This window comes from Polynucleobacter necessarius (assembly GCF_900096765.1).
In the GTDB taxonomy this organism is placed as follows: domain Bacteria; phylum Pseudomonadota; class Gammaproteobacteria; order Burkholderiales; family Burkholderiaceae; genus Polynucleobacter; species Polynucleobacter necessarius_F.
In genome coordinates this window covers 454,647-467,325 of the sequence record NZ_LT615228.1, presented here as the reverse complement: position 1 = coordinate 467,325, position 12,679 = coordinate 454,647, and the positions used below count along the sequence as shown (strand labels likewise).

The 12,679-nt window shown below is 46.9% G+C and carries 16 protein-coding genes and 1 pseudogene; 4 read left to right on the top strand and 13 right to left on the bottom strand.

Annotation, left to right across the window (positions count from 1 at the left end):
* Positions 1 to 4: 4 nt before the first annotated feature.
* The 3 genes from soxA to soxY are packed head-to-tail and all read right to left on the bottom strand — an operon-like array spanning position 5 to position 1,645.
* On the bottom strand, positions 5 to 844 hold the full coding sequence (soxA, locus tag DXE33_RS02430) for a sulfur oxidation c-type cytochrome SoxA (protein ID WP_231970335.1): 840 nt from the start codon (positions 842 to 844) through the stop codon (positions 5 to 7).
* Positions 825 to 1,133, bottom strand: a complete 309-nt coding sequence (gene soxZ / locus DXE33_RS02425; RefSeq protein ID WP_114638475.1) for a thiosulfate oxidation carrier complex protein SoxZ — start codon at positions 1,131 to 1,133, stop codon at positions 825 to 827. The genes soxA and soxZ overlap by 20 nt, the downstream gene beginning before the upstream one ends.
* A gap of 59 nt (positions 1,134 to 1,192) precedes the next feature.
* Positions 1,193 to 1,645 (bottom strand): thiosulfate oxidation carrier protein SoxY, encoded by a 453-nt coding sequence (gene soxY / locus DXE33_RS02420; protein WP_114639696.1) that lies wholly within the window; start codon positions 1,643 to 1,645, stop codon positions 1,193 to 1,195.
* Between the two features lie 163 nt (positions 1,646 to 1,808).
* Here soxY and DXE33_RS10025 point away from each other — a divergent pair, with 163 nt between their 5' ends.
* From DXE33_RS10025 to DXE33_RS02410, 4 genes are read left to right on the top strand one after another with little or no spacing between them, the layout of a single operon-like run.
* Positions 1,809 to 2,174, top strand: a complete 366-nt coding sequence (locus tag DXE33_RS10025; RefSeq protein ID WP_231970334.1) for an ABC transporter permease subunit — start codon at positions 1,809 to 1,811, stop codon at positions 2,172 to 2,174.
* A gap of 24 nt (positions 2,175 to 2,198) precedes the next feature.
* Entirely contained in the window at positions 2,199 to 2,459 is a 261-nt protein-coding gene (locus DXE33_RS10020; RefSeq protein WP_231970333.1) for an ABC transporter permease, read from the top strand.
* A complete protein-coding gene (locus tag DXE33_RS10015) occupies positions 2,459 to 2,788 on the top strand; it encodes an ATP-binding cassette domain-containing protein (RefSeq protein ID WP_231970332.1) in 330 nt (109 codons plus the stop codon). Before DXE33_RS10020 ends, DXE33_RS10015 begins: the two co-directional genes overlap by 1 nt.
* A 1-nt stretch (position 2,789) precedes the next feature.
* The gene (locus DXE33_RS02410; RefSeq protein WP_408634169.1) at positions 2,790 to 3,566 is read left to right on the top strand and encodes an ABC transporter ATP-binding protein; all 777 of its coding nucleotides are present in this window, start codon (positions 2,790 to 2,792) and stop codon (positions 3,564 to 3,566) included.
* On the opposite strand, the gene DXE33_RS02405 is transcribed toward DXE33_RS02410, so the two are convergent.
* The 10 genes and pseudogenes from DXE33_RS02405 to trpB all read right to left on the bottom strand — a co-directional run bounded on the left by DXE33_RS02405 (position 3,563) and on the right by trpB (position 12,661).
* Positions 3,563 to 4,228 (bottom strand): class I SAM-dependent methyltransferase, encoded by a 666-nt coding sequence (locus DXE33_RS02405; protein ID WP_231970330.1) that lies wholly within the window; start codon positions 4,226 to 4,228, stop codon positions 3,563 to 3,565. The genes DXE33_RS02410 and DXE33_RS02405 overlap by 4 nt on opposite strands.
* The gene (locus tag DXE33_RS02400; RefSeq protein ID WP_114638473.1) at positions 4,209 to 5,417 is read right to left on the bottom strand and encodes an O-succinylhomoserine sulfhydrylase; all 1,209 of its coding nucleotides are present in this window, start codon (positions 5,415 to 5,417) and stop codon (positions 4,209 to 4,211) included. Before DXE33_RS02400 ends, DXE33_RS02405 begins: the two co-directional genes overlap by 20 nt.
* 60 nt (positions 5,418 to 5,477) lie before the next feature.
* Positions 5,478 to 7,022: an amidophosphoribosyltransferase gene (gene purF, locus DXE33_RS02395; protein ID WP_114638472.1), complete on the bottom strand. Its 1,545-nt coding sequence runs from the start codon at positions 7,020 to 7,022 to the stop codon at positions 5,478 to 5,480.
* 4 nt (positions 7,023 to 7,026) lie between these two features.
* Positions 7,027 to 7,350, bottom strand: a complete 324-nt coding sequence (locus DXE33_RS10340; protein ID WP_269460009.1) for a CvpA family protein — start codon at positions 7,348 to 7,350, stop codon at positions 7,027 to 7,029.
* A 91-nt stretch (positions 7,351 to 7,441) separates the two neighbouring features.
* Positions 7,442 to 7,600, bottom strand: a pseudogene (locus DXE33_RS10335) (CvpA family protein); the annotation flags it as partial.
* Positions 7,600 to 8,427 carry an SPOR domain-containing protein gene (locus DXE33_RS02385; RefSeq protein ID WP_114638471.1) on the bottom strand — a complete coding sequence of 276 codons (828 nt, stop codon included), beginning with the start codon at positions 8,425 to 8,427 and terminating at the stop codon, positions 7,600 to 7,602. The pseudogene DXE33_RS10335 and the gene DXE33_RS02385, both read right to left, overlap by 1 nt.
* 3 nt (positions 8,428 to 8,430) lie before the next feature.
* Entirely contained in the window at positions 8,431 to 9,732 is a 1,302-nt protein-coding gene (folC, locus tag DXE33_RS02380) for a bifunctional tetrahydrofolate synthase/dihydrofolate synthase (RefSeq protein WP_114638470.1), read from the bottom strand.
* A gap of 29 nt (positions 9,733 to 9,761) precedes the next feature.
* Positions 9,762 to 10,649: an acetyl-CoA carboxylase, carboxyltransferase subunit beta gene (gene accD / locus DXE33_RS02375; protein WP_114638469.1), complete on the bottom strand. Its 888-nt coding sequence runs from the start codon at positions 10,647 to 10,649 to the stop codon at positions 9,762 to 9,764.
* A gap of 5 nt (positions 10,650 to 10,654) precedes the next feature.
* Entirely contained in the window at positions 10,655 to 11,452 is a 798-nt protein-coding gene (gene trpA / locus DXE33_RS02370; RefSeq protein WP_114638468.1) for a tryptophan synthase subunit alpha, read from the bottom strand.
* A gap of 15 nt (positions 11,453 to 11,467) precedes the next feature.
* Complete coding sequence (trpB, locus tag DXE33_RS02365; protein ID WP_114638467.1) at positions 11,468 to 12,661, bottom strand: tryptophan synthase subunit beta; 1,194 nt, start codon at positions 12,659 to 12,661, stop codon at positions 11,468 to 11,470.
* Positions 12,662 to 12,679: the final 18 nt, after the last annotated feature.

The window sequence follows — 12,679 nt, the reverse complement described above, 5'->3', positions numbered from 1 at the left end:
AATCCTAGCGCTTCAAGCCTGGTGTTTGCATCGTGCCACCATTAGCGTTAACAGCCATATACATGGAAACCGCTGTTAATAACTCTGAGCCATAAATTGGGAATGGGAAGCGTTGCTGGCGATAGCAATCATTTAAGCGCAGACCCATGGTCCAAAACTGACCGCTTGATACGCGGTAAGCTGGCCACGAACCCCATCCTGCAGCAGCGCCAGCCTGAGAAGTTAAATTAGGCAGATCCTGCAAACGAATACGCTTGCCATCAGAACCATGACAAGTGGCGCACGAGAAATCCATGGGGCCGCCCTGGTAATAAAAAGCACGCTTACCTAATTCATAAGCCTCTTTTTCTTTTGGATGCTGAACGCTTACCTTAATTTTCTGATCTTTGGATGCGGTCACTACATAAGCCACCAAAGCATCCATGTCCTTCTTAAGACCCTTTTGGAATGGCGCATCAATAATTTCCTGAGCAGAAATACCTTGCAAAGTAGACATGCAAGTAATCAAGCGTGACTCTAAGTCCTGCACTTTATTGGTATCAGCAAAATATCTTGGCAACTGCGCTGCCGCCCCTTTAATGACTCCAGAGCCAAGACCTAGATTACATTTTTCAAGAGTGGCATTTTTAGGTCCTGCTGGCTTTTTCCATAACTCCGCTCCAGCATCTTCATATAACTCTGATGGGTTTCCATCGGCAATCATTTGACGGTACTTGGCGATTTCGTCAGCAGTAGATTGCGCAAAAGAACTTGCACTCGCAATCGCCACAGTGCTTGCGAGTGCAACCTTCAATAAAAGACGGTGATGTTTTTGCATAGCGACTTTAGGAGACGGTTGCTTCATCAGTCCGCTTATCGCCCTTGGTATCAATCCAGCTTACCGTTAGCTTATCTCCCTTTGAACCCTTGTACTTAAAGCTCAAGAAAGGATCCTTGGAGACGGCTGAGCCAAACTCTGCAGCAAATACTTCTTTACCCTGGGCTTTGACAGTAACCGTTGAAATAAACCAAGCAGGAATCAATTTTCCGGCAGAATCTTTACGCTGACCTGACTCCATATCATGCTTCATGAGAATTTTGACATCGACAACACCATTTGATTCGGCTGCCCGAATGCGCATTGGATCACCCATCGTATTTCCTTTATCTATTCTTTATCTGATTGATGTATTGAGGTTTGTTATGAGGGTAATTAACCGCCGCAACCACCTAAAGTCACCTTAATTTCTTTAACAGCCATAGTCCACTTACCATCGGCCTTCACCAAAGCATAGACATTGGAGGTCTGAGCCATTTTGATACGAGTAGTTACCATCGGCTCGGTGCCTGCTGGAATAAAAAATTGCACAGCCATAGGGCTCGGATTTTTTTCAACCAAGATAGCTAATTGATTTCCTTTTAGATTAGTCGTAATGCCAACCGGTACAACTGCGCCATTTTCTGCAATATCAGGTGCATTAATCGTCACTGCTGCAGATTTCTCTGGAGTGCCAGTACCAAGGGCTTTGAATACCTCATCCAGGCTTTTGCCATCAAAGACGGCTTTGTTCCACTCCTCAGCCTGTGCGGTGGTAATTAATCCAGCAGATGCCATCAGCCCGAATACTGCCGTATATTTCATTAAATCGCGACGCTGCAAATTCATATTCATTCCCATCAAACTCCCTTAATTAGGGTTTTCATTATTGCCCCAATCCTATACTTTAAAGGGGATTAGGGAATCTAGCATCAATCGCCCAGGTAGGTGACCCCCATTACCCTAAGATGGGTGAAAATAGTGGGATGTCTTTTTCCATCGTGACCACCCCATGTTTGACCTAGAGGCCCTGCTCCTCTCGCTAAAGCTGGCTTTATGGACTTTGACTCTTATTCTGCCTTTTGGGGTCTGGGTCGCCCATACTCTCCAAGGCATGGGGAGAATGCGGTCATGGATAGAGGCTGGCTTAGCCCTCCCGTTGGTTCTGCCACCAACGGTGTTGGGTTACTACTTATTAGTAGGCCTTGGTGGAAAAGGTATTTTTGGCGTCCCGCTTGTGTTTTCATTTACAGGAATTCTGATTGCTTCTCTGATCGTTAATCTTCCTTTTGCTATTCAACCGATACAACGCGCATTCGAAGCAATTCAACCGGAGATTCGCGAAGCTGCTCAAGTCAGCGGTTTATCGAAATGGTAAATATTTCGCTTAATCGAGCTGCCTTTGGCTTGGCGCGGTATTACTAGCGCCGCAGTTCTTACTTTCGCTCACACCCTCGGAGAGTTCGGAGTCATTCTGATGGTTGGTGGCGCCATCCCCGGAGAAACCAAAACCGTATCGATTGCCATCTACGACAAAGTACAAAGTTTTGATACTGCTGGCGCAGGTTCGCTCTCGTTATTATTGCTAGGCACCTCACTGTTTGCAATCGCACTATCGTATGGCCTCTTTAGCCCATCACACAAAGCGGTGAGAAGAAGCTAATGCTCAAAATTCAACTCTCCCAAACCACTCCCAATCCACTGCAACTCAATATTGAGTGTGTAGCTGGCGAACTTCACGCATTAGTGGGCCCCTCAGGTAGCGGCAAGACCACTGCACTTCGTACCATTGCGGGCCTGAATAATGCTCAAATCGGCAAAATTGAATGCGACGGTCAACCATGGTTTGAGGCCAATGATATTCAGGGAATCATCAAAGCTTTGTCTCCTGCACAACGCTCTTGTGGATTTTTATTTCAGCAATACGCCCTCCTTCCCCCATCTATCTGCTGTAGACAATGTTTGTATTCCGCTGCACAACACTATCGATAGATTGAGTGATCGGAGAGTCCTAGCGCAACAATGGCTCGATCGCATGGGTATTGGTGAATTAGCTCAGCGTATGCCTAACCAACTCTCTGGCGGACAACAGCAACGAGTCGCTCTAGCAAGAGCCCTGGCAAGATCGCCCAAAATACTATTGCTAGATGAGCCCTTCTCTGCAATTGATGCACCTACCCGCCAAGGTCTTTATAAAACACTTGCCGAGCTTCGCAAGGATTTGAATATTCCCATTCTGCTCGTGACTCACGACTTGCGTGAAGCCGATCTATTAGCTGACCGCATCACCGTTATCGATCAAGGCGTGGGATTACAAACGGCGCCTCCACAAATTTTGTTTGAAAGACCCAGAAACTCTCGGGTTGCAGAACTGATTGGTATTAGCAATAAATTTGAAGGTATTTTTACCGCCGGCAAACTCAGCTGGTCTGAATGTGATCGCATCTTTGAAGTGATTGATAAGGGAAAGATTCCTCCGAATACTCCGGTTGCATGGGTGATTCCTGGAGATGGATTAAGCCTGCACTCAGATCCCAGCAATACCAGGATCTGCGCACAGGTTGAGCAAATCAGTACATTGGGTCAAATAGCTGTGATTCAATTGAGAACTGCTGAGGGCAATCACACCATTACCTGGGAAGCGTCTGCTGCTGAGGTAAAGCGACTCTCGCTAGAAGTAGGGAAAAATACTTTTGTAGAAATAGATGGCAGCAAGATTCATATCATGCCTCTACGCCCCATCAACGATCCAAGGCGCTTTAGCGATTAAACTGGCTTTTGCGCTACCAAGCCCAATAAAGCTGACATACCAGTATGTCTTGGTCCTTCTGAAAGCTCTTTCTCGTAAGAGCAAAGCTCCAAAATATTAAAGTCGCATGCTAAATCGCGTATGAGCTCCTCTGTATAGAGATGCTCAATTAATGATGGTCCGCCCGTTTTGTACTCCAGTTGCTTTGGCGTGTAACCCTGAAGGATGAATAGACCTCCAGGCTTGAGCGTTTCATAAGTCTTTTGAAAGATGCGCTCACGCATTGCTGGGTCAGCAAACTGAATAAAAATACCGACTACTGCATCATAAGTTTTGGCAGGCCATGCGTAACTGTCAGTATCCGAAAATGAATAGTCAACTTTGACCTGGTTATCTTTTGCAAATTGATTTGCTTTTGTCAGCGCAATATCAGAAGCATCAAAGCCGACTACTTGCATACCCTGTTTAGCCAACCAAACGCCATTGCGGCCCTCGCCATCAGCTATGCAGAGCACTTGATTGCCTGGCTTTAAGTATTGGGTAGTTTTTTCAACGAGGTATTCATTAGGCTCTTTGCCAAAGATAAACTCTGCCTTATCAAAGCGCTCGTTCCAAAACGCAGTAGCATCCGAAAAACCCATGGGCTTGTCTTGATGGACTTGATTATTTATTGAGTCCGCCAACGAGGTCTGCCTTGAGGTCGTTGATGTTTTCTAGACCAACAGCGATGCGCACCAATCCATCAGAGATTCCGGCTGCTTTACGTACTTCTGGGCTAACACGGCAGTGCGTGGTCGTCGCTGGATGCGTAATCGTCGTACGGGTATCACCCAAGTTTGCTGTGATAGAGCAAAGCTTGGTTTGATTGATGAGCTTAAATGCAGCCTTCTTGCCACCCTTCAAAGTGAAAGACAAAATCGCGCCACCCTCTTTTTGCTGGCGCATTGCCAAGGCATGTTGAGGATGCGATTTAAGACCAGGATGGTAAACGCGCTCAACGCCAGGTTGTTTTTCCAACCATTGCGCTAGCGCAAGTGCGTTCTGACTCTGCTGCTTCATGCGAAGCTCTAAAGTCTCAAGGCCTTTTAAAAATACCCAAGCATTAAAGGCCGATAGTGTTGGCCCTGCAGTGCGCACATAAGGAAATACTTTGCCCATCACAAAATCATTGCTACCAACAATAGCGCCGCCAACCACTCTACCTTGGCCATCTAAATATTTTGTGGCTGAGTGAATCACGACATCCGCACCTAATGAGAGCGGCTTTTGAAGCGCTGGTGTGCAAAAGCAGTTGTCTACTGCAAACAAGGCACCCGCCTTCTTGGCAATTTTAGAAATTGCCTTGATATCAGCAATTTCAGTTAAAGGATTAGAAGGGGTTTCTAAATAGAACAATTTGGTATTAGGCTGAACAGCGGCCTGCCATGACTTGGTATCAGCCAAGTCGACATAGGTAGTGGTAATACCAAAGCGGCCCAGAATGTTCGTAAACAACTGAATCGTGGCGCCAAATACAGAACGCGAACAAACAACATGATCGCCCGCTTGAAGATGAGCCATTGCCATCGTAAGAATCGCAGACATGCCAGATGCAGTTGCAATACATGCCTCGCCACCCTCTAATGCAGCTAAGCGATCTTGGAACATACTTACCGTAGGATTGGTAAAACGAGAGTAGATAAAGCCTTGGTCAGCGTGGGCAAAACCATCGGCCGCTAACTCTGCGCTATCAAAGCAAAAACTGGAAGTAAGAAACATTGCCTCTGAATGTTCTTGATATTCAGCGGTACGACGAGTGCCGGCGCGAACCGCTAAGGTCTCTAGCGCAAGCTTAGAAAAATCGGGCTTTTTGCGTGTGGTTTTACTCTTCATGCTGCTATTTTGACACCGAATTGCAAAATTACCTCATCAGAGGCAATTTCTTGTCGCTTTTTAGTCTTCGGTCGCCAAATGCAAATGGAGCTGAGAGCGTGCAAAGTCACTGGAATCACGCTGACGCTGACGACCCGCCTTTGCTGCAGAAGAGTTTCTTTGCGCTTCCAAAGCATCTAAATAGGACTCGTTGATATCGCCAGTGATGTAATTGCCATCAAAGCAGGAGGCCTCGAAGTTTTGGATATTGGGATTAATATCCCTCACCGCTTGCTTCATATCTTCAACGCTTTGATAGATCAATTGATCAGCACCAATCATCTTATTGATCTCTTCATCAGTACGGCCATAAGCAACCAATTCGCTACGAGTTGGCATATCAATTCCGTACACATTTGGAAAACGTACCGGTGGCGCTGCAGAGGCAAAGATCACTTTCTTTGCACCAGACTCCCGAGCCATTTGCACGATCTCAAATGAAGTCGTACCGCGAACGATAGAGTCGTCCACAATCAAAACGGTCTTGTCTTTAAATTCAATACGCATTGCATTGAGTTTCTGGCGTACAGATTTTTTACGCACCGCTTGGCCAGGCATGATGAAGGTACGACCAATGTAGCGGTTCTTAAAGAAGCCTTCGCGATAATCAACGCCTAAATTTTTAGCTACTTGCATAGCAGCAGGACGGCTTGAATCTGGGATCGGCATCACTACATCGATTTCATCGACATTGGTTTCTTTGCGAATCTTCTCAGCCAAGTAGTCACCCATACGCATACGGACGTTATAGACAGTCACGCCATCAATCGTGGAGTCAGGCCTTGCCATATAAACGTACTCAAAAATACAGGGAGTTAATACTGCATTAGGCACACACTGACGGGCATAAAAATTGCCATCTAAATCAATGTAAATTGCTTCGCCAGGATTCACATCCCGCACAAAAGTAAAGCCGAGACCTTCTAGAGCCACCGACTCTGAGGCCACCATCCATTCTGGGCCCTGTGGTGTATCAATCCGCCCAATACATAGAGGACGTATACCAAATGGATCACGGAAAGCTAGCAAGCCATAACCAGCGATCAAGGAAACAACTGCGTAAGAGCCTTTAACACGGCTAGCAACACCAGTCACTGCATTAAACATGGCGCCCTCATCCAAAGCAGCGCTATTAGTTTCTTTTTGCAACTCATCAGCCAAGACGTTTAACAAAACCTCTGTATCTGAGCTGGTGTTGATATGACGGCGATCTCGATAAGCCATTTCGACACGCAGGCTAGGTGCATTTGTCAGATTACCGTTGTGCGCCAAAATAATTCCGTAAGGGGCGCTGACATAAAACGGTTGCGCTTCTTCTTCGCTACTTGCTGAACCCGCTGTTGGGTAACGTGCCTGACCAATGCCAGCATTACCAAGAAGACTACGCATATTGCGCGTTCTAAATACATCCCGCACCAGGCCATTGGCTTTATGCATGGTGAACGAATTACCATTCATTGTTGCAATACCAGCTGCATCCTGACCGCGATGTTGCAAGAGCAACAAAGCATCATAGAGAAGTTGATTTACTGGGGAGTGGGAAACGGTTCCGACGACGCCGCACATATCTCTAGATTCCTATTGTTAATTGAGGAGTAATGGTAGGTGTTACTTTAGGCATTGCATCACTCAATTGTTTAGCCCAGTCAGCAGGCAGCCAACCCTTAATGAATCCAGTAGCCATATCAATAGCAGGTCTGGTGATTGCATTCTTCCAGGCCATACTTTGAGGAATTGGGGTTAGTGCTGCCAATGTAGCAAGCACGACCACAATCAAAGCGCCCCGCGCCAAACCAAACACTAAACCTAAGAAGCGATCTGTAAGACTTAGCCCTGCAGACAAAATAATTTTTTGCACTACTCCACCAAACAATCCACAGATGATGAGCGTCAACACAAACAGCAAACAGAATGAGAAAACTTAATCCAAGAGTAAGTAACTCCTCTAAGTGAAACGAGGAGAGCCACTCGGTGGCAAGGTAATTACTGTAGTGATAAGCAACCCAAGATGCGATAAACCAAGAGGCCAGCGCAAGCAGTTCCTTAAATAAGCCACGAGAAATACCCACTAGCGCAGAAACCAATAGCACAACCAAAGTGAAGTAATCCACCGTTGTTAGCTTTAAGGTGGATAAGTATTCCATTACTGCTTACCAGTTTCGACGATTCTTGGCGTCAAACCCATCGCCTTGATTTTCTTTTCAGCTGCTTCTGCAGCTTCTTTGTCTGGGTATGGACCGGCACGTACTAAATAAATCTTGCCATTATCGGCACCGGTTTTATTCAAGACAAAGCTAGGAATCTTTTGCGCCTTAAGCTTTGCAACTAAAGCTTTTACGTTAGCCTCGGATTCAAAAGCGCCAATCTGAACTACAATCTTCCCGCTACCAGCGGCGGGTTTAGCGTCTACCTTTGGACTTGCATCTTCTGCCCTTGGTTTTGCATCGGTTTTGGTTTTTGTACTGGCGGCAGCCACAACCTCTTCTCCAGCGGCAAGACCTAAAGCAGGTGCTTTGCTTGGAGCTGGGGTTGTAGTTTTAGCATCTACCTTGGGTTCTGGCTTAACTTCTGCTTTAACTTCAGGCGCGGGAACGACAACTTTAGGAGCCTCTACGGGGGTTTCTACTTTTGGTTTGTCTTCTGGTTTGCTTTCAGGCTTGGCTACGTTACCCGGCATAGGCAAGCTGGTAACAATATTGACGGCAATGTCATTGGGGGCTGGTTTTGGCTTACTATCCAAAATGCGGGGCAAACCCACTACAGCAATCAGCACCAATACGGTGGCGCCAATCAAACGATGGCGTGCTCTTTGTTGTTCTGGATCTTCTGTTAAAGCAAGCTCTTCAGCCTCAATTGCGCGCTGATAACTACGGGGAGCTAACTTTTTGGTGGTGCGGCGCGCCCCGACTGAACCTAATTCAAGGTCATCAGCCTGTGTTTTTCGCTTAAAAAAGCTCGGTAAACGAATCATGGATCAATGCGCCTGGTTGTTTCGATAAGCCATTACGCTGGCAACGGTATAGAAGGATCCGAAGGTGACAATTCTATCACCCTCACCTGCCTGAGATAGCGCTTTTTGATACGCTGCAGCAGGATTTTCGAAGATTTCAATGCCACCATCCGCCCCATTTTTTTGCTTCACGCCCAAAGATTCGAGCTTTTGAGCCAATAGCTTTGCGGTGGCTGCCCTGGCGGTCGGCAGATCAGTGCAGAACCAAAAATCAACTACGCTCAGGAGGGGTTTAATCACGCCCTCAATATCCTTGTCAGCCATCGCCCCAAAAATCGCATACGTATAAGGGTGGTAGCCCATTTTGTCCAAGCCTTGGGCCAAGGTGGCTGCGGCATGGGGATTATGGGCTACATCTAACACCATTGTTGGCTGTCCTGGTAACACCTGAAAGCGTCCGGGTAACTCTACCAACGCAAAGCCGTTGCGAATGTCTTGGGCACTCACCGGCAGTCGTTGATGCAGCGCCATCAGAGCAGCAATTACTGCTGATGCATTCAGAATCTGATTGGCTCCCCGAAGTGCTGGGTAACCAAGACCACTAAAGCGTTTACCACGGCCAGCCCAACCCCACTGCTGTTTATCACCTTGAAAGTTGTAGTCTCGACCCTGCAACCAAAGATCGCATCCCAGCTTTTCAGCGTAATCAATTAAGGATTGTGGCGGCACTGGATCTCCACAAACTGCAATGTGACCGGGTCGAAAGATTCCCGCTTTCTCCAGGCCAATGGCTTCACGGGTACCGCCTAAAAAATCTGCATGATCAATATCTATACTAGTTACGATGGCGCAATCTGCATCAATAATATTGACAGCATCTAAACGACCGCCCATACCGACCTCTAATATCACTGCATCTAAGTTGGCTTTAACAAATAAATGCATGATCGCTAAGGTGGTGAACTCGAAATAGGTGAGCGTGGGAGCGTCCACCAAACTGACGCGTGTTTTTTCTACAGCAGCAAAGTGCTCTAGCAAAATATTGTCTCTAACCTCTTCACCATTAAGGCGCGCACGCTCATTAAATGTCAATAAGTGTGGCGAAGTATGACAACCAACGCGATAGCCTGAAGCGAGCAGAATACTCTCTAAATAAGCGCAGGTAGAGCCTTTACCATTGGTGCCGGCAACAGTGATTACCGGGCAATCAAAATGAAGGTCTAAAGCAGCCTTAACGCGATTGATACGCTCTAAGCCCATATCAATGCCCACAGGGTGAGCAGTTTCAAGGTGGCTAAGCCAAGCCTCTAGGCTAGAAAATAAGATGGGGGGCTTGATGTGCAGTAGTCAAGCGCTTAAACGGCTGCGCTACCCGCTATCGCAGGCTCTGGCAGTTTTTGCAACAAAGCTAGTAAGCGGGCTATTTCACCACGCATCTGACGACGATCAACGATCATGTCGATACCACCCTTTTGCATTAGGAACTCGGAACGCTGAAAGCCTTCTGGCAATTTTTCACGAACAGTTTGCTCAATCACGCGTGGACCAGCAAAACCAATTAAGGCTTTTGGCTCAGCCATCACTACATCACCCATAAATGCAAAGCTTGCTGAAATACCACCCATGGTTGGATCAGTAAGCACGCTGATATAAGGCAAGCCCTTTTTTGATAAGAGGGTCAACATCGAATTGGTCTTGGCCATCTGGAACAGGGACAGCAAACTCTCTTGCATGCGAGCACCGCCCGTAGCAGTCACGCAAATGAATGCGCATTTTTTATCAATTGCTTCTTGAACACCGCGAGCAAAACGCTCACCGACAACCGAACCCATCGAGCCGCCCATGTATTGAAATTCAAAACAAGCGACAACTACTAGAATGGTTTCAATTTTTCCACCCATCACAATGAGTGCTTCAGACTCTCCAGAAGCATCGTTGGCCTCTTTAATGCGATCAGGATATTTTTTTGAATCCTTGAACTTCAAGGGATCGGTTGGGTAAATATCGGCACCGATTTCATAACGACCTTTTGCATCGAGCAAATTGTCTAAACGCTGGCGCGCTCCAATACACATATGGTGACTACATTTTGGACAAACAGAAAGGTTTGCTTCAATGTCGGTGCTGTAGAGTACTGTCTCGCAACTGGGGCACTTTACCCACAATCCCTCAGGGACTGATTTACGATTCGCAGGATCAGTATGTTGAATTTGGGGGGGGAGTAATTTATCTATCCAGCTCATTAGTTTTAGCTATCCAATGCTTCTCGAATCTCACGAATGAAGGTTTCTAGTGATTGTACCGCCTGCCCTGGGGGTGCGTCCTCTAAAAGGCGAATAATGCGACTACCAATCACCACCGCGTCGGCGCTAGCCGATACCGCCTTTGCGCTGGCCGCATCGCTAATTCCAAAGCCCACTGCGATCGGAATATCGGTCTCTTCACGAATTTTGGGAATAATGCTGGCGACATCTTGGGTATTTAGGTGAGAGGCGCCAGTCACCCCGCGCATCGACACATAATAGATATAACCAGACGCTATTTTGGCGGCCTCTTTAATACGATCATGTGATGAAGTCGGTGCCAATAAAAAGATTGGATCAATTCCAGCAACCCGCATCCGTGCAGCAAAATCAACACATTCTTCTGGTGGGTAATCCACTACCAATACACCATCCACACCAGCTGCTTTAGCTTCTGTTGCAAAACGTTCGGCGCCCATTTGCTCCACAGGGTTTGCATAACCCATCAGCACAACTGGAGTAGTTGAATCCTTCTGACGAAACTCTTTAACCATCTCCAAGCATGCATGCAAAGTCACGCTTTGACTTAATGCACGCTCAGAAGAGCGTTGAATCACTGGACCATCAGCCATTGGATCGGAAAACGGTACACCTAATTCAATAACGCTAGAACCACCACGCACTAATGCATGCATCAGCTCTACAGTCAATTGAGGATCTGGATCTCCAGCAGTAATAAAAGGAATTAATCCTTTTTTGCCAGCGGCTTTGAGCTCTTGAAATAATGCGGTAATTTTTGACATAAACTTTTCTAACTTCTAGCCTTCGGATCCTGTTGCTTGAGCAACCGTGTGCATATCTTTATCGCCGCGGCCAGAAAGACTTACCAAGATAGTCTTATCCTTAGGCAGAGTCTTGGCCAGCTTGCTGGCATAAGCTATTGCGTGCGAAGACTCCAATGCGGGGATGATGCCTTCAATACGGCAGCAATCATGGAATGCTTGCAGCGCTTCTTCGTCTGTAATGGCCACATACTCAGCGCGACCAGAATCCTTTAACCAAGCATGCTCAGGCCCAACACCTGGATAGTCCATACCAGCCGAGACGGAATGGGTTTCAGAAATCTGACCATTCTCATCTTGTAGTAGGTACGTGCGATTACCATGCAATACGCCAGGCTTACCAACGCACAGTGCAGCCGAATGCAAACCACTACCTAAGCCGTGGCCTGCTGCTTCTACACCGACTAATTTCACTACAGGCAAATCAATATAGGGATAGAAAATGCCCATGGCATTTGAGCCGCCGCCAACGCAAGCTAAAACAAAGTCTGGTTGGCGACCAGTCATTTCTGGCATCTGCACTTTACACTCTTCACCAATCACACTTTGAAAATCGCGTACCATCATTGGATAAGGATGTGGTCCTGCAACCGTACCAATGATGTAGAAAGTATTATCTACATTGGTCACCCAATCGCGCATTGCTTCATTGAGAGCATCTTTTAGTGTTTTGGTACCAGATTCAACTGGAACTACCTTGGCACCCAGCAACTTCATCCGAAATACGTTTTGTGCTTGACGAGCAACGTCAACTGAGCCCTGATAGACCGTGCAGTCCAAGCCGAAACGGGCGCAAATGGTTGCAGTAGCAACGCCATGCTGTCCAGCTCCAGTTTCAGCGATGATGCGAGGCTTACCCATACGCTTAGCAAGCATTGCTTGACCAATGACGTTATTAATTTTGTGCGCCCCAGTGTGATTCAGATCCTCACGCTTGAGATAAATTTGCGCGCCACCGAGCATCTCACTCCAGCGCTTGGCGTGATAGACCGGAGATGGTCTACCTACAAAGTGTTTGAGCTCGTAATGAAACTCTTCAATGAATTCTGGATCGTGTTGATATTTTGCATAGGCTTCTTTAAGTTCCTCTAGTGCGTACATCAATGTCTCAGAAACAAACACACCACCGTATGGACCAAAGTGTCCTCGTGCATCTGGCTTGTCGTACATAGCTACCTCTTTTGATTT